Origin of the sequence: Stenotrophomonas maltophilia (assembly GCF_004920835.1) — a bacterium.
GTDB classification, from domain to species: Bacteria; Pseudomonadota; Gammaproteobacteria; order Xanthomonadales; family Xanthomonadaceae; genus Stenotrophomonas; species Stenotrophomonas maltophilia_AQ.
On record NZ_QFHO01000012.1, the window covers coordinates 37,202 to 54,408 of the forward strand.

A 17,207-nucleotide genomic window follows, 5' to 3' on the forward strand; every position below is an offset into this window, starting at 1 on the left:
TGGGGCCGTAACGCGTTTAAGGAGGACCTGTCATGGTTGAGCCCATCGTCATCGAAGGGCAGCGTGCCTGGCTGAAGCAGTACGGCAAGGGAAGCCGGGCGCTGGCTCTGGGCCTGCTCAATTTTGTTGCCCGCCGTTTCCATCTCGATGCCCTGCGCCCGCCACCGCATCGCGGCGGTGATGCTGCACGCGAAACCGAAGCCCGTCGCCTGGCTGAACTGCAGGCGCAGGGAGTAAACGTGCCGGATGTGCTGGGTACCGGTCATGCCGCGCTGGTGATCGGCGACAACGGCAGTTCGTTCAATACCTGCCTGCGCGAAGCCGACGAGGCTGGTCGCGACCGGTTGGTGATGGCGGCGATGCTGGCCATTGCCGAGGCGCATGCGCGCGGGGCCTATTTCGGCCAGCCGCTGCCGCGCAATCTCACCTGGGACGGCCAGAACGTGGGCTTCATCGACTTCGAGGAAGATCCGCTGGAAGTGATGGATCTGTCCGAAGCGCAGGCCCGTGACTGGCTGATGTTCGGCTATGGCGTCGCCAAGTATTACGCCGACCGGCCCGAGCGCCTGCAGGCGATGATGGCCGAGGCGATGGGCGACGTTCAGGCACCGGTGCGCGAGCATGTGCATGTGGTCAGTGGCCGCCTTCGCAATCTGGCCAGGGTCTGCATGAAGCTGGGCCGTTCAGCGCGCGCGCTGGCGCATTCGATCTTCATCGCCCATGGCGCCAGTACCGCTGGCGTGCTGATGCTGGTGGGCCTGTGCGTGGATTTCCTCGCCGACGGCGATCTGGACGTCCTGCAGCTGTTCTGCTGATCGTCGGCTGGGGTCAGATCCCTTTTCCATGGGAAAAGGGATCTGACCGCGGATCTCCAGCGCCCTGCGACCACCATGGACCATACGCGTGCATACGCGCACGTACAGACGACACGGCATGTTCCCCCTTATCATGGCCCGCTTCGATTGCAACAAGCGGATGACCGCGTGACCGTATCCACCCTCGCTTTTGTCTTCCCCGGCCAGGGCTCGCAGTCTGTGGGCATGCTGGCCGAGCTGGCTGAACTGCACCCGCAGGTGCGTGAAGCCTTCACCGAGGCATCCGATGGTGCCGGCGTCGACCTGTGGGCACTGTCCCAGGGCGGCCCGGAGGAAATGCTCAACCGTACCGAATACACCCAGCCGGCCCTGCTGGCCGCAAGCATCGGCGTGTGGCGCGTCTGGAATGCCGTGGGCGGTCCGCGCCCGTCGGTGCTGGCCGGTCACAGCCTGGGTGAGTACAGCGCGCTTGTCGCCGCTGGCGCGCTGAGCCTGCACGACGGTGCGCACCTGGTGCGCCTGCGCGGCCAGCTGATGCAGGAAGCCGCGCCGGCCGGCGTCGGTGCCATGGCCGCGGTGCTCGGCGCCGAGGACCAGCTGGTACTGGACGTCTGTGCCGAAGCCGCGGGCAGCCAGGTGGTGGTGCCGGCCAATTTCAATTCGCCGGGCCAGATCGTGATCGGCGGCGACGCCGATGCGGTCGATCGTGCGCTGGCGCTGCTGGCCGAGAAGGGCGTGCGCAAGGCGGTCAAGCTGGCGGTCAGCGTGCCGTCGCATACCCCGTTGATGCGTGAAGCTGCCAACCGCCTGGCCGAAGTGATGGCCGGCCTGTCCTGGCAGGCGCCGCAGCTGCCGGTGGTGCAGAACGTCGATGCCAAGGTGCACGACGGCGTGGACGCGGTCCGTACCGCGCTGGTGCAGCAGCTGTACCAGCCGGTGCAGTGGACCGGTTGCGTGCAGGCACTTGCCGCCCGCGGTATCACCCAGATTGCCGAGTGCGGTCCGGGCAAAGTGCTGACCGGCCTGGTCAAGCGCATCGACAAGGCCATTGACGGCCGCTCGCTGGCCACTCCGGGCGACTTCGAAGGCGCCCGCGAGGCGTGGTCGGCCTGATTGCCCCTGTTCCTGCCGACCGTGCCGGTCGCCGCTGCAAGCGGCATGGGCGCGGCGGCCGTCCCAGCCTGAGGAAAACATCATGAGCAAGCCCCTGCAGGGTGAAATCGCACTGGTCACCGGTGCCAGCCGCGGCATTGGTGCCGCCATCGCCGATCTGCTGGCCGCCCAGGGCGCCACCGTCATCGGTACCGCCACCACCGAGTCCGGCGCTGCCGCGATCGGTGAGCGCCTGGCTGCCCACGGTGGTCACGGCCGTGCCCTGAACGTGACCGACGCTGCCGCACTGGACAGCGTGCTGGACGGCATCGCCAAGGAATTCGGCCCGATCTCGATCCTGGTCAACAATGCCGGCATCACCCGCGACAACCTGCTGATGCGCATGAAGGACGAGGACTGGGCGTCGATCATCGACACCAACCTGACCAGCGTGTTCCGCACCAGCAAGGCGGTCATGCGCGGCATGATGAAGGCACGCAAGGGCCGCATCATCAACATCGCATCGGTGGTGGGTGTGACCGGCAATGCCGGCCAGGCCAACTACGCGGCTGCCAAGGCCGGCATCATCGGCTTCAGCAAGTCGCTGGCCAAGGAAATCGGTTCACGCGGTGTCACCGTCAATGTGGTCGCTCCCGGCTTCATCGACACCGACATGACCAAGGCGTTGCCGGAGGAAGCGCGTACCGCGCTGATCAACGACATCGCCCTCGAACGCCTGGGTTCGCCGGAAGACATCGCCCATGCGGTGGCCTTCCTGGCCGGCCCGGCTGCCGGTTACATCACCGGCGAAACCCTCCATGTGAACGGTGGCATGTACATGCCGTAAGCAAGGGGCGCAGGGATTGCGCCGCAAGTGGTTGATCTGCTGGGCTTTTTGCTGCGATGCAAGGCCGCGCTGGTTTCCACTACACTATCCCACGGCCATCGCCTTTGATGGCGACCACTTTTGAACCACAACTCCATCTGGAGCGAGATCCCATGAGCACCATCGAAGAACGCGTCAAGAAAATCGTCGTCGAACAGCTTGGCGTCAAGGAAGAAGAAGTCACCACCAGCGCATCGTTCGTCGATGACCTGGGCGCTGACTCGCTGGACACCGTCGAGCTGGTGATGGCGCTGGAAGAAGAATTCGAGTGCGAGATCCCGGACGAAGAAGCCGAGAAGATCAGCACCGTCCAGGCCGCCATCGACTACGTCAAGGCCCACGTCAAGGCCTGATGTCAGACGGCAGTGCGCGCGCGGGCTCAGGCTCGCCGCGCACCGCACCCCATGGGGCCGCTGTTGCGGCCCCGTGTGTTTGGGCATTACATCGAAGCAAACCGAGTTACCCGTAGAAACCATCCGGGTCAGGAGAAACAGCAATGAAGCGTCGCGTCGTCGTAACCGGCCTGGGTATCGTCTCGCCGTTGGGCAATGATCTGGCCAGCAGCTGGGAAGGCATCACCCATGGTCGTTCGGGCATCGGTCCGCTGACCAACGTTTCTGATGCCTATCTGGATCGGTTCACCACCAAGATTGCAGGTGAGGTCAAAGGATTCGACATCACCGCCGACAACGAACTGTTCGGCAAATTCCGGGTCAGCGGCAAGGATGCCAAGAAGATGGACCCGTTCATCCATTACGGCCTCGGTGCCTCGTTCATGGCCCTGCATGATTCGGGCCTGGAGATCACCGAAGCCAATGCCGATCGCATGGGTGCCATCGTTGGCGCCGGCATCGGCGGCCTGCTCGGCATTGAAGAGCAGACCATCGAGTTCCACGAGGGCAAGAAGATCTCGCCCTTCTACGTGCCCAAGACCATCATCAACATGCTGCCGGGCCAGCTGAGCATCATCACCGGCCTGAAGGGCCCGTCGTTCTCGGCGGTGTCGGCGTGCGCGACCTCGAACCATTCGATTGGTACCGCGATGCGCATGATCCAGTACGGCGATGCCGACGTGATGGTGGTCGGTGGTGCCGAGCGCGGCTCCTCGCCGACCGCGGTGGGCGGCTTCTGCGCGATGAAGGCCATGAGCACCCGCAATGACGCCCCGGAACAGGCCTCGCGCCCGTGGGACAAGGACCGCGACGGCTTCGTGCTGGGCGACGGCGCCGGCATCCTGATCCTGGAAGAGTATGAGCACGCCAAGGCGCGTGGCGCGAAGATCTATTGCGAACTGGCCGGCTTCGGCGCCAGCTCCGATGCGTACCACATGACCGCGCCAAGCGAGAACGGCGAAGGTGCCGCGCGCTGCATGGTCATGGCCATGAAGGACGCCGGCGTGACCCCGGAGCAGGTGGGCTACCTCAATGCGCACGGCACCTCCACGCCGCTGGGCGACCTGGGCGAGACCATGGCGATGAAGACCGCCTTCGGCGACCACGCCTACAAGATGATGGTCAGCTCCACCAAGTCGATGACCGGCCACCTGCTGGGCGCTGCCGGCGGCGTGGAAGCGATCTTCTCGGTGATGGCGCTGCAGGACAACGTCATTCCGCCGACCATCAACCTGCAGCAGCCGGGCGAAGGCTGCGACCTGGACTACGTGCCCAACGAAGCGCGCCAGGCCAAGGTCGATGTGGTGATGTCCAATGGCTTCGGCTTCGGCGGCACCAACGGCACGCTGATCTTCAAGCGCGTCTGACCGAGTTGTAGAGTCGAGCCATGCTCGACTCCACGTTCTACGGAGCCGCCGAAAGGCGGCTTCCGTGCATCTGAACCCCCGAACTGGCTGCCATGACCCACGCACCAATGATCCACCCGCTGCCGCATCCGATCGACCTGCTGGCCCTGCAGCAGCACGACCCGGTGCGCTTCCCGCTGCTGATGGAATCCACTGCCTCGGGCACCGCCCAGGGCCGCTGGAGCCTTCTGCTGGCCGCGCAGGGCGATTGCCTGCGGCTGGATGCCGATGGCCGGGTGCGTGATCAGCGCGACGTGGTGCAGGCCGGCAGCTTCCTGCAGGCACTGGACCGTGCCTGGCAGCACGAACGGCTGCCGCATGATGGCAGCCACAGCCTGCCGTTCCGCGGCGGCTGGGCGTTGATGCTGGACTACGAAGTGGCCAGCCAGATCGAAACCGTGCTGCCGGCGCGTGCACGCGATGACGGCCGCCCGACCGCGTTGGCGCTGCGTTGCCCGGCGGCGGTGCTGCACGATCACCACAACGACGCCAGCTTCGTCATCGCCGAAGCCGGTGAGCACGCGCTGCTGGATGCGCTGGTGGAACTGGCCTCGGCCGCACTGCCCAATGCAGGGCAGGGCTGGCTGCCGCCGCAGTCGGTCGGCGAGGACGCGCCGCAGCGCTTCACCGACGGCGTGCGCCGGGTGATCGAATACCTGCGTGCCGGCGACGTGTTCCAGGTGAACCTGTCGCGACGCTGGAGCGCGCAGTTCGCCGCACCGGTCAGCCCGCAGGCGTTGTACGCGCAGCTGCGCCGTGCCAACCCCGCACCGTTCGCCGGCCTGTTCAGTGCGCACGGCCGGCACGTGGTCAGTTCCTCGCCGGAACGGCTGGTGTCGGTGCACGCCGGCCATGCGCAGACCCGGCCGATTGCCGGGACGCGTCCACGTTTCGAGGGCGACGACGATGCCGCGCGCATCCAGGAGCTGGTCGGCCACCCGAAGGAGCGTGCCGAGCACGTGATGCTGATCGACCTCGAGCGCAACGACCTTGGGCGCATCTGCCTGCCTGGTACCGTGGTGGTCGATGAACTGATGACCGTGGAGAGTTACGCGCACGTGCACCACATCGTCAGCAACGTCAGCGGCCATCTGCGTCCGGACGTGACCCCGGGTGAAGTGATCGCCGCCACCTTCCCTGGCGGTACCATCACCGGCTGCCCGAAGGTGCGTTGCATGCAGATCATCGGCGAGCTGGAGCAGGTGCCGCGCGGCGCCTACACCGGGGCGTTCGGCTGGCTGAACCGCGATGGCGACCTGGACCTGAACATCCTGATCCGCACCGCCGAAGTGGACGGCCACGAGGTCAGCTTCCGTACCGGCGCCGGCATCGTGGTCGATTCGGATCCGGACAAGGAACTGGACGAGACCCGCGCCAAGGCCCGTGGCCTGCTGCGCGCGCTGGGCCAGCAGGGCTGAGGGCAGGGCCTCCCGCCGGGCATGGCCCGGCGCTACCGATTCCGGTTTTGGTGGGTGCCGATCTTGGTCGGCACGGATGCGGGTGTCTGCCACCCCGGTCATGACCCCACACCACCGGCACGGTATCCTGCACGACGGAATCGAGTTCAGAGGTAGTCCATGGCGGGAGCCAAGCGCGGGTGTCTGTTCGTGGTAACGCTGGTGGTGGTGCTCGCCGCCGTCGTGGCCGGCGCGGGCGCGTGGTTCTTCTACCAGCAGGCCCGGTTCGCCGACACCCGGATCACCCCCTCCGCCGAGAGCGTGGTCATCGCCAGTGGCGACGGCATGAACACGGTGCTGCGCAAGCTGCGCGACGCCGGCGTGGACGAGGGCCAGGACGCGCAGTGGCAGCTGCTGGCGCGCCAGCTCGATGCTGCCGGCAAACTGAAGGTGGGTGAGTACGCGCTCAGCGGCGACCTGACCCCGCGTGAGCTGCTGCTGCGCATGCGCGCCGGCAAGGTGCTGCAGCATCGCGTCACGCTCATTGAAGGCTGGAATATCCGCCAGCTGCGTGCGGCACTGAAGCGTGCCGAACCGCTGCTGCACACCACCGACACCCTTGATGACGCAGCGCTGATGGACCGCCTCGGTTTCGCCGGCCAGCATCCGGAAGGCCGCTTCCTGCCGGAGACCTATGTCTATCAGCGCGGCGACAGTGACCTGGACGTGCTCAAGCGCGCCCACGGTGCGATGGAGAAGGCGCTGGACGAAGCCTGGGAAAGCCGTGCGCCGGACCTGCCGATCAACACGCCTTATGAACTTCTGATCATGGCGTCGATCATCGAGAAGGAAACCGCGCTGGCCAGCGAGCGCCCGCAGATTGCCGGGGTGTTCATGCGTCGCCTGAAGATCGGCATGCGCCTGCAGACCGACCCGACCGTGATCTACGGCATCGGTGCTGCGTACGACGGCAACATCCGCCGCCGCGACCTGACTACCGATACGCCTTACAACACCTATACCCGTGCGGGCCTGACCCCGACCCCGATCGCCATGCCCAGCCGCGATGCGCTGATGGCGGCTGCACAGCCGGCCGCAGGTGACGCGCTGTACTTCGTCGCCGTAGGCGATGGCAGTGGCGCGCACGTGTTCTCGCCCAGCCTGGACCAGCACAACGCCGCCGTAGCCCGCTACCTGCAGCAGCTGCGCCAGCAACGCACCAAGGAGACCCCGGCGCAATGAGTCCCGCGCTGCTTCGCCATCCCCGTTTCGTCAGCCTGGAAGGTGGCGAGGGCGCGGGCAAGACAACCGCCATCAACGCCATCCGTGACTGCCTGCGCAGCCACGGCCACGAAGTGGTACTGACCCGCGAACCGGGCGGTACGCCGTTGGCCGAGCGCATCCGTGGCCTGGTGCTGAAGCCCGATGCCGAAATCGCTGCCGAGCCGCTCAGCGCCGAAGCCGAGCTGCTGCTGGTGTTCGCTGCACGCGCGCAGCATGTGCGCCAGGTGATCCAGCCTGCACTGCAGCGCGGCGCCTATGTGCTGAGTGATCGCTTTACCGATTCCAGCTATGCCTACCAGGGCGGTGGCCGTGGCCTCGACCCGCAGTGGATTGCCGACCTGGAACGCCGCGCGGTGGGCCTGCTGCCGGGACTGACCCTGCTGCTGGATGTGGACGTGGCGGTAGGCCGCGCGCGTGCCAACGGCCGCGACCTGTGGCCGGACCGCATCGAAAGCGAACAGGACGACTTCTTCCAGCGCGTGCGCGAAGTGTTCCGCAGCCGTGCGCAGCAGGACCCGCAGCGCTTCGCGCTGATCGACGCTGGCCAGGTGCAGGCGCGCGTGGCCGCGGATGTGGTGGCGCGTGTCGAGCGTTGGCTGCAGGACGGGGAGGGCGCATGAGCACGTTCTCGCCCTGGCAGCAACGCGCGTTCGAACAGACGGTTGCCGCGCTCGATGCTGATCGGCTCGGCCATGGCCTGCTGATCTGTGGCCCGGCCGGGCTGGGCAAGCGCGAGGTGGCGTTGGCCCTGGCCGACCACGTGCTGGCGCGCGGCGATGCCGCGCACGCCACCCGCACCCGCCAGCTGATCGCCGCAGGCACACACCCAGACCTGCAGCTGGTCAGCTTCATTCCGAACAAGAGTGGCGACAAGCTGCGCACCGAGATCGTCATCGAGCAGGTGCGCGAGATCACCAACAAACTGGCGTTGACCCCGCAGTACGGGGTGGCGCAGGTGGTGATCGTCGACCCGGCCGATGCCATCAACCGCTCCGCCGCCAACGCACTGCTGAAGACGCTGGAAGAGCCACAGTCCGGCCGCTATCTATGGCTGATCAGCAGCGACCCGGCGCGCCTGCCGCAGACCGTGCGCAGCCGCTGCCAACGCCTGGAATTCAAGCTGCCGCCGCGCGATGAAGCGCTGGCGTGGCTGCAGCAGCAGGGCCACAGCGAAGCGTCGGCGCGAGAAGCGCTGGACGCCGCGCGCGGCCATCCCGGCCAGGCCGACAACTGGCTGCGCGAAGATGGCCTGAGTCTGCGCCGCGAAGTGGGCCGCGAGCTGGAACAGCTGGCCGCCGGCAAGACCGGCGCGGTAGAGCTGGCGCAGAAGTGGTGCGCCGATGACAACGCGGCGCTGCGCCTGCGCTTCGCTGCCGACCTGGCGCTGGCCCAGGCCAGCACCGATGCCTTGACCACGCCGGAGCGATTGCACAAGCTTGCAGCCTGGTTCGATGCGGCCAACCGCACCCGCGACCTGCTGCGCACCACGGTGCGTGCAGACCTTGCGGTGGTCGAGTTGCTGCTGGCCTGGAACAAGGTGAACGAGCGGCCTGCCGCAAGGGGAAATCGATGAGTGCCAGCAACGCCCGCCAGGGCATCCTGTCCCTGGCCGTGAAGGACAAAGCCGCGCTGTACAGCGCGTACATGCCGTTCGTGAAGAACGGCGGCATCTTCGTACCCACACCCAAGCGTTACTTCCTGGGCGACGAGGTGTTCCTGCTGCTGACCCTGCCCGATTCCAGCGAACGCCTGCCGGTGGCCGGCAAGGTGATCTGGGTGACCCCGGCCGGAGCCCAGGGCAACCGCACCGCCGGCATCGGCGTGCAGTTGGCCGAGGGTGCCGAAGGCGAGGGCGTGCGCCACAAGATCGAGACCCTGCTGGCCGGCCTGACCGGCTCGGACAAGCCGACGCATACGATGTGAGGTGGCGCTGGGCCACGCCCGGCTGCGCACACCGAAAACGCCTGTGAACATCCATGTGAAAATGTGTTGACGGCCTCTGAAAAGCCCCTATAATGAGCGGCTCAGCAACACCGGGCGGTTAGCTCAGCGGTAGAGCATTGCCTTCACACGGCAAGGGTCACAGGTTCGATCCCTGTACCGCCCACCATGTTGCAGAACGAAGGAAGCCTCCAGCAATGGGGGCTTTTTTGTTGCCTGTGATTCCGTAGTGCCCGCCGAAGCGATCGCCGTTTCAGCCGGGATCCTCCAGCAGCTCGCGCGCGATCATCGCCGTTGCATCCAGCAGGTCGTGGCCGCTGCCAGCGCGCGCCACCACCGCCAGCAGACTACGGCCCACCTCGGCATTGCCGCTGGTCAGTTCCATCTCGCCTTCAAAGCACAGATCGGCCAACCATTCGTGGGCCTGTTGCAGCCCGCGCTTGCGGACGCGGCGGAACTCCGCGAGCAGCTTGGCCTGGCCGGCCTCACGCTCCCCATCGGCAAGCAGGCCGATGGCACCGCCGTGCGCCGCGCGCCAGATGGCCGGCAGCGGGCGACCGTTCGCGTCCACCACGTCCGCTGAGAACTGCGCGCAGTACATCTCGTAGCGTTTGCCCGCCGTACTGCGGGGCACGATGCCGGCCGCGGCGAGCAGGCGTTCGGCTACATCCAGTTTGCCGAACTTCAAGCGCAGCAGAGCAGGGCGGCTCAGCTGTTGTGCCAGCGCCTGCTGGTTGGCGGCGAACCAGACGTTCCAGCCCACGCTTGCGCGACCTTCCAGTGCGGCCTTGAAGTACTCCAGGTGTTCGGCGTCCATTGCGGCCTCCTGCGTTTCCGGCGCGATTGTAGCGGGCGCACACCCGAGCCGGTCAGGCATCGCCGGCGGAGAGGCAGTGATGTGCCTGGCGCACCAGTTGTCCTGCGGCCACGATCAGCCCGTCGGTATGGAAGGCGCCCAACTGTTCGTCCGGGCCGCCTTCGTTACGCGCGCGGTCGGCGGCCTGCAGCCGCCCACTCCGACCGTGCATATGACGACTCCAGAGCGGCGCCGCCATGGCAACTCCGTCACCCGGCGCACGCCGGCGGGAATGTGTCGCGGATGAAGGCAGAGGGTTCCATCCCTGCGCTGTCCCACCGCCCCGGGCAGGCGTAGTCTCAGCCCATTGCCGTGCCCATCCGCCCTGGAGTGCCACCATGCCGCTCGCCCGCATCGATCTTCGCAAAGGTAAATCCGCCGACTACCTGCAACGCGTCGGCGAAACCATCTACCAGGCCATGCGCGCGGTGGGCGTGCCGGAAAACGATCGCTTCCAGATCTTCCAGGAACACGAGCCCGGCACGCTGATCTACGACCCGGGTTACCTGGGCGTGGACCGCACCGACGACTTCATCTGCATCCAGATCACCTGGAACGAAGGACGTACGCTGGAGCAGAAGAAGGCGCTGTACGCCGGCATCGCCGATGGCCTGCACGCGGCGGTGGGCATCCGCCGCGAGGACGTGTTCATCAACCTGGTGGAAGTGAAGAAAGAGAACTGGTCGTTCGGCAATGGGCAGGCGCAGTATGTGACTTGATGCGGAGAGCATCCACGCATGGCGTGGATCTACACCTCGCTGCCCACCTGCTCGTCCTCGGTCGCTGCGGCGCTGCTGGCCGCTTTCACTGCGTCGGCACTGTTGGGCTGTTCGCATTGGATGCTGGTGACGTAACCCTCGCTGCCGATGCTGTGCTCGGCATGCTTGACCAGCCACCGCCCATCCACGCCGTCGCGGAAGCCCTGCATCACCACCGTGGCTTCGGCCATCAACGTCTGGCGGCCGGGCAGGGTGTAGCTCAGCTTGCGCGTCTGCCGCGCCTGTTCGCGTTGCTTGGCGCGGGCTGCTGCTTCGGCGGTCGCGCGGTCGGCGTAGGCCATGCGCAGGCGCACGATCGGTTCACCGCTGCCCACCTTCACCTCCTGGCGGTTTGCGCCGCGTACATCGCGGTAATAGGCGATGGTGGTCCCGGCCTTCTCGCGTGAGGCGATGGTGACCTTGTAGGCACTGCCATCGGCGGGGGTAAGGGTGACGTCGGGAATGCGCTCGCCACTGGCCGTGGTGGATTCGCCGCGGGTGACGAACATCAGGCGTCCGCCGCCCGGCTTGGCGATGGCGTCATGCTGTTTGCCCAACCGCAGCAGCAGGTTCATGTCCGACTCCTGCGACTGCACGGTGAGCGGCAGCACGATCGACGCCAGCGATTCACTCACTGCTGCGCTCAGTCCGTGCTCGCCCGCCATGCGCTGCACCATGCCGCCGATCGTCGTGCCCTTTTTCCAGGTGCGCGTCTTCTGCGTCTGAAGATCGTTCTTGCCACCCTTGCTGGCCTCGAAGGGCGCCGCGCGTGCGCGCAGGGTCATGCTGCCTGGATAGCCGGAGATTTCCACTTCATCGCAGATGTACAGGCCCATGCGCCGCACCTCGCCGTCATAGCCGATGAAGGCCTCCAGCTCGGCACCCACGGGAGGCAGCTGGATCGGATCGGACGGATCGTGGTCAGCCAGCTGCAGCTCCAGCGTGTCGGCGGTGTTGCCGGTTTCGTCCGTGATGCGCAGCGACTTGAAACGCGACATGATCTTGTCGGTGATGTCTTCGCTGTTGGCCACCACACGGAAGGCCGGTTCGACGTTCAATCCCACAGCGATACTCCCGAGCGTTCATTGGCTGGACGCTGTACATCCGGCAGGGTGATCACCAGGCCCGCAGGCAGTACCGCGCCGCGTGCGGCCAGGCCGGGGTTGGCATCGAACACCGCGCGCAGGATGGCCGGTGATTGCTCGCCGTAGAGCACGTAGGCGATGCGGTCGACGACGTCGCCGTCGCGGGTGTTATACGTTCGTGCCATGGCTGTGCTTCCGCAGGGAGAGGGTGAAGGTCTGCTGGCGGATGTCGCCATCGGGCGTGAAGTGCTTGCTGGTGGCTTCGATCTTGTCGATCACCCACAGGCCGAGGTTGCCACCACGGCCGGTCAGCAGCCGCTGTGGCTTGCCCTGTGCGGCCAGCCTGCGCAGCTCCGACATCTGGTTGCCCTTGCCACGGAACTCGTGGTTCAGCACGCCGGGCAGTGTCATGGTGGCCTGGCCCGGACCGGTGTACTGCAACGCGGCCAGCTGGCCGACGCGTTCCTGTGCCTGCCAACGGAACTCGTTGGATTGCTGGATCTCCTGGAACACCGCAGTGTTGAGGCTGAACTTGAAGCCGCCCAGCATCAGCAGCACGGGTGCGTTGCCTGAATCGTTGCTCTGGAAACCGGACAGCAGCTTGTCGAGGGTTGCGGTTACGAACTCGCGCTTCATGCTTAGTTCCTGTCTCCGAGGGTGGCGCGGGCCTGTACGGCCTGCTGGTGCTGCAATGCATTGGCGGTACGCCGCGCCAGTGCCTCGCTGGATTCCCCCGGTTGCTGGTGGATGGTGATGTTGTTGGTCTGTTGCTGCTGCACGGTGGTGGGCATGCGTGGAGTGCCCGAGGGCATCGACGGTGCCTGTCGCCCCTGCTGCGCGCTGCCGAGGTCTGCCATGCGCCGCTTGAGGCCATCGCCGTCGTTGGTGCCGACCGCGTACGCGACACGTGCCATGTCACCAATGCCGCCGCCGCCGTTGGCTGCCATCGCGCCATAGGCCGCCTTGCCCACGTTTGCGCGGTCAAGGGCGATACCGGCGCCTTCGACGGCCTTGTCCTTGAGGAAGCCCAGGCCACCGCCCACTTTGCCTGCCACCCAGCTGATGCCATCCAGCAACGGCTGCAGCTTGCCCATGATCCAGTCGATGGCCGCGCCTGCCGACGCCATGATCGCGTCCCAGGCACCGCCGAGCGTGACGGTGATCCAGCCGGCAGCGATGCCCAGCGTTTCGCCCAGCCAGACAACGGTCTGCACCACGCCCCCGATGACCTGGATGACCATGCGGAAGTTGGCCAGCAGGGCCTCACCCACCAGCGAGCCGATCTCGGCCACACGCGAAAGCTCGTTGCCGGTGTACTGCGCCGGCTCCAGCATCTTCGACAGCCAATCCCAGGCCTGCCCGATCAACCCGCTCATGACTTCCCATGCCGGGCGCAGCGGTTCGACGGCGCGCATCAGTTCGCCCATGGCGGCAGTGCCCGCGCCACTGAGACCGTCCCAGACGCCACCGAGGAAGGCCTTGATGGGTTCCCAGTACTTGCGTACCAGCAACGCGCCGGCGGTGATGGCGGCGATGGCCAGCGTGATCGGCCCACCGCCGATGGCACCCACGGCGGTGGCCACCACGCGGAAGCCGGACGCCAGGCGCATGGCGGTCGGTCCGAACTGCCCCAGCTGGGCCAGCAGGCTGCCGCCGCGGAACAGTTCGAACGCCTTCTGCACGGCCAGGATCGGGCCCTGCAGGAAGGTCCAGGCATAGCGCACGCCGAGCACGGCGGTGCGCATGCCCATCATGCCGACCACTACCTGGGTGGTGTTGGCAATCAGCTTCGGGTTTTCCTGCACGAACGAGGTCACCCCGTTCAACAGCTCGGTCAGCTTCACCGCTGCTTCGCCCACCGCCGGCAGCAGCGCGCTGCCGAAGGCCTTGGACAGATTGTCGACGGCGATCTTCGCGCCTTCGATCTTTTCCGGATCGCTCTGGATCTTTGCCGCGAAACCGGCATCGGTGGTGCCTGCCGATGCGTAGAGGGCCTTGTCGCGGATGCGGGTGTATTCGTCCCAGTTCTGGATCATCGGGCGCACGAAGTTCTGCGCCTGCGCATCGCCGAACAGCTTGCCGATCTTCGCCTGGTCACCCGAGGTGGCCTGAATGATGCCCTGCATCGCTGCATCGAACGGATTGCCGCCGGTGCTCTGCGCCTCATTGATGATCCTGCGCAGGTCCAGCTTGAAGCCCTTCTTGGCCTTGGCCTGCAGGTCCGGCGAGAGGATGCTGGCCATGAAGCGCTGCATGTTGCCGGCGGCTTCGTCGGCGCCACCGGCACCCTGGCGGGCGACATCCAGCGCCGCGCCCATGGTGGCTGCGGCCGCATTGCCATGCATCTGCAGTGACTGGAACGCGCTGCCCAGCACCGGCAGCGCGCCCGCCATGTCCTTCAGGCCGACACCGCCATCCTTGCCCGCCACGACCAGTACGTCCAACGCCGATTGCAGCCCGCTGGGATCGATCTTCAACGCCTGCTGCAGGCCGGACGCAGCAAGGGTGACATCGTCGATGCTTTCGCCGGTGGCGGTGGTGGTGCGGCCGATTGCACCGAGGCTGGCCTGTGCGGCCTGCGCGTCGATGCCGGCTCCGACCAGCTGGCCGATCGCGCGCTGCAGCTCGCCGGCGCCCTGATAGGTGCGCCCTGACTCGGCCAGGATGGTCTCGCCCAGTGCCTTGACCTGGGCGCGGGTCAGGTTGGCGGCATTGCCGATGGCCTGGTTCTCGCGCACGAAGCCGGCGGCGTTCTCCACCGGCTTGGCCAGCGTGGTGATGGCATTGCCGAGCATGCCACGTGCATCGCCGAACGCCGATCCGAGTTTCTCGCGCTTCTCGAGATTCGCCGTGCGCTTGTCTTCGATGCGCTGCAGTGCTTCCTGCGACGCTCGCAGCGCATCAGCTTCGATGCGCATGCGGGCGAACTGGCTGCTCGAACTGCCCATGACATTGAGCTTGCGCTCGAGCTTGTCCGCTTCATCGCCAAGGCGCTTCAGGCCATCCCTGCTGAAGGACAGCGCGTCCTGCAGCGACTTGGAGACCGAGCCGCCGATCGTGATCGTTGTCGTTTGAACGTTACTCGCCATGTACCGGCAATCCCTGTATCCACCAGATGAACTTCGACACCCGCAGCGTCATGATCTCGCCCAGGCCCCAGCCGGTATGCCCGGCCAGGGCGAGTGCTCCCTGCCTGATCTGCGGCAGGGTCAGGTGGTAAAAAGCGCGACACCGGCCTGCAGGCGGGCGTAGTCGCGCAGCGGCATCCTGCGCACGTCGTCGGGTGCGATCTCGCACAGGTTGGCGATCATCCGCACTTCGCGCTGGGCATCGGTGCCCTTGTCGTCCTGGTAGCGCTCCATGTCTTCCACGGTCGGCTCGCGCATGCGCAGCACTGCGGTGTCCATGCCATTGACCTGGCGCGGGCGGGAGAGGGTGATTTCGGCATAGCCGTCGCGCTCGATGACGGTGTCGGCGGTGGTCTTGGTCTTGCTGGACATGGATGTGTTCCTGGGTATCGATGGAGTGCGGTGGATGCGGGGGCGCGATGCGCCCCCGTGTACTTCAGTGCGGGGTGGGCTCAGATGCCCAGTGCACCGCGGATGCCGGCCAGTGCGTCCACGCCGCCCTGGCGGGCGATCATGTTGGTCACGTCGATCTCCTGCACCACTTGCGCGCCATGGGTCAGCTTGTAGTAGCTCAGCGCCAGGCCGACCTTGACCGTGCCCTTCTCGCCGACCTTGGTCTCGCCGCGGTCCAGCGACTTCACCTTGCCGCGCATGTTGTGCACGACCTGGGAGACCGTACCGTCGTCGGCTTCCAGCGCCTCGCGGGCGGTGAAGCCGTACTCCTTGCTTTCGATGACGTGGAACTTGGACATGATCTCCGCGTCATCGGAGGCGAAGGTCACTTCGGCAGTCAGCTTTTCGTGGCCGAGGACGATTTCGGTCGGTGCGAGCATGCCGCCGGCCTGGAAGTCCTCGGTCTTCAGCGTCAGCTTGGGAGCGGTGAAGGACATCACGCTGCCGGCATAACCCTTGCCGTCGACGTAGAAGTTGAAGTTCTTGCGGATCTTGCGCGCCATGCTTAGAAGATCTCCGAGACGTAGTTGTTGTTCATGTGCATGCGGAAGGTCAGCTGCTCACCCGGGTAAGTCGGAGTGAAATCGAAGTCCCAGTAGAAGCGGCCCTGGGCCACGCTGTCCGCTGCGTTCAGTTCCGGGTCGATCCAGCAGTTGCCGCCGAGGATCGCGCCCTGGGTCTTCAGGCCGCGCAGGAAGGCATTGACGCCTTCGCGCACGTCGTCGACGTAGGTCTTGCTGATGCCGCGGTCGACGGCCCACAGATGGGCGGCCTCGAGGCTGTCGGCGATGATGTCGGCAGTGCGCACCACGCACAGGAACTGCCACTTGGCGTCGATGCTGGCGGTGCGGTTGCCCCACAGGCGGAAGCCACCTTCGCGGATGATGGTCGCCACGTTCGACTGGTTCAGCAGGTTGGCGCGGCTGCTCGCATCGGACAGCCCGAAGTCGATCGCACGTGCGGTACCGACCACACCGTTGAGCTCCAGGTTCGACGGCGATGCCCACCAGCCACGTTCGTTGTCGCTGCGGGCGATGGCGCCGGCCACGGCACCGGAGGCGTAGCGGGTGACGATGGCATCACCGGACTGCACCAGCAGTGCCGGGTCGACCACGTAGACACGCTTGGAGCCGGTCAGGGTGGTGGTGCTCTTGGCCGCGTCGTCGTTGCTGTTCGGGCCGTCCTTGATGATCACCGCGCGCAGCTTGTCGGCGATGCCCAGCAGTTCGGCTACGACCGGGTTGGCCAGCAGCTCCGTGTCGCGCTTTTCGTGGGTATGGGTGAAGCCCGGTACCGCCAGGATGCGCGGCTTGATGCCGACCACCGACTTGGCAGCCAGCAGCGCGTGTACGCCGGTGTAGGCACCGGTCTGCGCGTTCACGCCGCCCAGCACGTTGGCCAGGGTGTCGTTCTCGGTGGCGCCCTTCTCGACGCGGATGACGACGACGACGGCGTTGGACTGGTCGAAGATGGCGTCGAGCTGGCCCGGAAGGGTACCTTCATCGACTTCGGTAGCCGCGTTTGCGAGCAGCTTTGCGGCCTGCGAACGCGAGGTCACCAGGACCGGGGTGTTGTACGGGAAGGCGTTCTTGTCGGCGCGGGGCGCGGTGCCCACGATGCCGATGACGCTGGTCGAGGCAACAGCGATCGAGCGGGAACCACCATCGATGTTGACGACCTGCACGCCATGCAGAAATTCGGCCATGCGTTGTTT

General features: G+C 66.3%; 20 protein-coding genes and 1 tRNA gene. 12 read left to right on the plus strand and 9 right to left on the minus strand.

From position 1 onward, the window contains the following. Positions 1-32 precede the first annotated feature (32 nt). From DI041_RS10585 to DI041_RS10635, 11 genes are all read left to right on the plus strand, one after another. Positions 33-815 carry a BUD32 family EKC/KEOPS complex subunit gene (locus tag DI041_RS10585; protein WP_046982799.1) on the plus strand — a complete coding sequence of 261 codons (783 nt, stop codon included), beginning with the start codon at positions 33-35 and terminating at the stop codon, positions 813-815. 168 nt (positions 816-983) lie between these two features. Continuing rightward, positions 984-1,928, plus strand: a complete 945-nt coding sequence (gene fabD, locus DI041_RS10590; RefSeq protein ID WP_136638933.1) for an ACP S-malonyltransferase — start codon at positions 984-986, stop codon at positions 1,926-1,928. 82 nt (positions 1,929-2,010) lie between these two features. Then, positions 2,011-2,754 (plus strand): 3-oxoacyl-ACP reductase FabG, encoded by a 744-nt coding sequence (gene fabG / locus DI041_RS10595; RefSeq protein WP_004146899.1) that lies wholly within the window; start codon positions 2,011-2,013, stop codon positions 2,752-2,754. A gap of 152 nt (positions 2,755-2,906) precedes the next feature. Next, positions 2,907-3,146, plus strand: a complete 240-nt coding sequence (gene acpP, locus DI041_RS10600; RefSeq protein WP_012510218.1) for an acyl carrier protein — start codon at positions 2,907-2,909, stop codon at positions 3,144-3,146. Positions 3,147-3,289: 143 nt separating this feature from the next. Then, the gene (fabF, locus tag DI041_RS10605; RefSeq protein ID WP_004146925.1) at positions 3,290-4,552 is read left to right on the plus strand and encodes a beta-ketoacyl-ACP synthase II; all 1,263 of its coding nucleotides are present in this window, start codon (positions 3,290-3,292) and stop codon (positions 4,550-4,552) included. A gap of 92 nt (positions 4,553-4,644) precedes the next feature. Beyond that, positions 4,645-6,009: an aminodeoxychorismate synthase component I gene (locus DI041_RS10610; protein WP_046982798.1), complete on the plus strand. Its 1,365-nt coding sequence runs from the start codon at positions 4,645-4,647 to the stop codon at positions 6,007-6,009. Positions 6,010-6,168: 159 nt separating this feature from the next. After that, on the plus strand, positions 6,169-7,230 hold the full coding sequence (gene mltG, locus DI041_RS10615) for an endolytic transglycosylase MltG (RefSeq protein ID WP_136638932.1): 1,062 nt from the start codon (positions 6,169-6,171) through the stop codon (positions 7,228-7,230). Continuing rightward, positions 7,227-7,892 carry a dTMP kinase gene (gene tmk / locus DI041_RS10620; RefSeq protein WP_005408317.1) on the plus strand — a complete coding sequence of 222 codons (666 nt, stop codon included), beginning with the start codon at positions 7,227-7,229 and terminating at the stop codon, positions 7,890-7,892. Before mltG ends, tmk begins: the two co-directional genes overlap by 4 nt. After that, a complete protein-coding gene (locus tag DI041_RS10625; RefSeq protein ID WP_136638931.1) occupies positions 7,889-8,845 on the plus strand; it encodes a DNA polymerase III subunit delta' in 957 nt (318 codons plus the stop codon). Before tmk ends, DI041_RS10625 begins: the two co-directional genes overlap by 4 nt. After that, positions 8,842-9,195 carry a PilZ domain-containing protein gene (locus tag DI041_RS10630; protein WP_046982794.1) on the plus strand — a complete coding sequence of 118 codons (354 nt, stop codon included), beginning with the start codon at positions 8,842-8,844 and terminating at the stop codon, positions 9,193-9,195. The genes DI041_RS10625 and DI041_RS10630 overlap by 4 nt, the downstream gene beginning before the upstream one ends. A gap of 112 nt (positions 9,196-9,307) precedes the next feature. Next, positions 9,308-9,382: transfer RNA gene (locus DI041_RS10635), tRNA-Val, on the plus strand. A gap of 84 nt (positions 9,383-9,466) precedes the next feature. Here DI041_RS10635 and DI041_RS10640 read toward each other — a convergent pair. After that, the gene (locus tag DI041_RS10640; protein ID WP_136638930.1) at positions 9,467-10,030 is read right to left on the minus strand and encodes a hypothetical protein; all 564 of its coding nucleotides are present in this window, start codon (positions 10,028-10,030) and stop codon (positions 9,467-9,469) included. 52 nt (positions 10,031-10,082) lie between these two features. Next, positions 10,083-10,241 carry a hypothetical protein gene (locus DI041_RS21235; RefSeq protein WP_169050344.1) on the minus strand — a complete coding sequence of 53 codons (159 nt, stop codon included), beginning with the start codon at positions 10,239-10,241 and terminating at the stop codon, positions 10,083-10,085. A 166-nt stretch (positions 10,242-10,407) separates the two neighbouring features. On the opposite strand from DI041_RS21235, the gene DI041_RS10645 reads away from it, so the two are divergent. Further along, a complete protein-coding gene (locus tag DI041_RS10645; protein WP_136638929.1) occupies positions 10,408-10,788 on the plus strand; it encodes a tautomerase family protein in 381 nt (126 codons plus the stop codon). A gap of 29 nt (positions 10,789-10,817) precedes the next feature. Here the strand turns inward: DI041_RS10645 and DI041_RS10650 are convergent, their stop codons facing one another. The 7 genes from DI041_RS10650 to DI041_RS10680 all read right to left on the minus strand — a co-directional run bounded on the left by DI041_RS10650 (position 10,818) and on the right by DI041_RS10680 (position 17,198). Further along, the gene (locus tag DI041_RS10650) at positions 10,818-11,891 is read right to left on the minus strand and encodes a phage late control D family protein (protein ID WP_136638928.1); all 1,074 of its coding nucleotides are present in this window, start codon (positions 11,889-11,891) and stop codon (positions 10,818-10,820) included. Then, positions 11,882-12,097: a tail protein X gene (locus tag DI041_RS10655; RefSeq protein ID WP_046982790.1), complete on the minus strand. Its 216-nt coding sequence runs from the start codon at positions 12,095-12,097 to the stop codon at positions 11,882-11,884. The genes DI041_RS10650 and DI041_RS10655 overlap by 10 nt, the downstream gene beginning before the upstream one ends. Then, positions 12,081-12,548 (minus strand): phage tail protein, encoded by a 468-nt coding sequence (locus tag DI041_RS10660; RefSeq protein ID WP_046982789.1) that lies wholly within the window; start codon positions 12,546-12,548, stop codon positions 12,081-12,083. Before DI041_RS10660 ends, DI041_RS10655 begins: the two co-directional genes overlap by 17 nt. A 2-nt stretch (positions 12,549-12,550) precedes the next feature. Next, positions 12,551-15,001, minus strand: a complete 2,451-nt coding sequence (locus DI041_RS10665; protein WP_136638927.1) for a phage tail tape measure protein — start codon at positions 14,999-15,001, stop codon at positions 12,551-12,553. A gap of 120 nt (positions 15,002-15,121) precedes the next feature. Beyond that, positions 15,122-15,412: a phage tail assembly protein gene (locus tag DI041_RS10670; RefSeq protein ID WP_106467222.1), complete on the minus strand. Its 291-nt coding sequence runs from the start codon at positions 15,410-15,412 to the stop codon at positions 15,122-15,124. Positions 15,413-15,492: 80 nt separating this feature from the next. Continuing rightward, positions 15,493-15,996 (minus strand): phage major tail tube protein, encoded by a 504-nt coding sequence (locus tag DI041_RS10675; RefSeq protein ID WP_046982786.1) that lies wholly within the window; start codon positions 15,994-15,996, stop codon positions 15,493-15,495. 2 nt (positions 15,997-15,998) lie between these two features. After that, the gene (locus DI041_RS10680) at positions 15,999-17,198 is read right to left on the minus strand and encodes a phage tail sheath C-terminal domain-containing protein (protein WP_046982785.1); all 1,200 of its coding nucleotides are present in this window, start codon (positions 17,196-17,198) and stop codon (positions 15,999-16,001) included. Between the last annotated feature and the right edge of the window lie 9 nt (positions 17,199-17,207).

Coding starts and splice junctions, on each gene's coding strand:
- DI041_RS10585 (WP_046982799.1), top strand. CDS start 33: ATGGTTGAGCCCATCGTCATCGAAGGGCAGCGTGCCTGGCTGAAGCAG.
- fabG (WP_004146899.1), top strand. CDS start 2,011: ATGAGCAAGCCCCTGCAGGGTGAAATCGCACTGGTCACCGGTGCCAGC.
- acpP (WP_012510218.1), top strand. CDS start 2,907: ATGAGCACCATCGAAGAACGCGTCAAGAAAATCGTCGTCGAACAGCTT.
- fabF (WP_004146925.1), top strand. CDS start 3,290: ATGAAGCGTCGCGTCGTCGTAACCGGCCTGGGTATCGTCTCGCCGTTG.
- DI041_RS10610 (WP_046982798.1), top strand. CDS start 4,645: ATGACCCACGCACCAATGATCCACCCGCTGCCGCATCCGATCGACCTG.
- mltG (WP_136638932.1), top strand. CDS start 6,169: ATGGCGGGAGCCAAGCGCGGGTGTCTGTTCGTGGTAACGCTGGTGGTG.
- tmk (WP_005408317.1), top strand. CDS start 7,227: ATGAGTCCCGCGCTGCTTCGCCATCCCCGTTTCGTCAGCCTGGAAGGT.
- DI041_RS10625 (WP_136638931.1), top strand. CDS start 7,889: ATGAGCACGTTCTCGCCCTGGCAGCAACGCGCGTTCGAACAGACGGTT.
- DI041_RS10630 (WP_046982794.1), top strand. CDS start 8,842: ATGAGTGCCAGCAACGCCCGCCAGGGCATCCTGTCCCTGGCCGTGAAG.
- DI041_RS10640 (WP_136638930.1), bottom strand. CDS start 10,030: ATGGACGCCGAACACCTGGAGTACTTCAAGGCCGCACTGGAAGGTCGC.
- DI041_RS21235 (WP_169050344.1), bottom strand. CDS start 10,241: ATGCACGGTCGGAGTGGGCGGCTGCAGGCCGCCGACCGCGCGCGTAAC.
- DI041_RS10645 (WP_136638929.1), top strand. CDS start 10,408: ATGCCGCTCGCCCGCATCGATCTTCGCAAAGGTAAATCCGCCGACTAC.
- DI041_RS10655 (WP_046982790.1), bottom strand. CDS start 12,097: ATGGCACGAACGTATAACACCCGCGACGGCGACGTCGTCGACCGCATC.
- DI041_RS10660 (WP_046982789.1), bottom strand. CDS start 12,548: ATGAAGCGCGAGTTCGTAACCGCAACCCTCGACAAGCTGCTGTCCGGT.
- DI041_RS10665 (WP_136638927.1), bottom strand. CDS start 15,001: ATGGCGAGTAACGTTCAAACGACAACGATCACGATCGGCGGCTCGGTC.
- DI041_RS10670 (WP_106467222.1), bottom strand. CDS start 15,412: ATGTCCAGCAAGACCAAGACCACCGCCGACACCGTCATCGAGCGCGAC.
- DI041_RS10675 (WP_046982786.1), bottom strand. CDS start 15,996: ATGGCGCGCAAGATCCGCAAGAACTTCAACTTCTACGTCGACGGCAAG.
- DI041_RS10680 (WP_046982785.1), bottom strand. CDS start 17,198: ATGGCCGAATTTCTGCATGGCGTGCAGGTCGTCAACATCGATGGTGGT.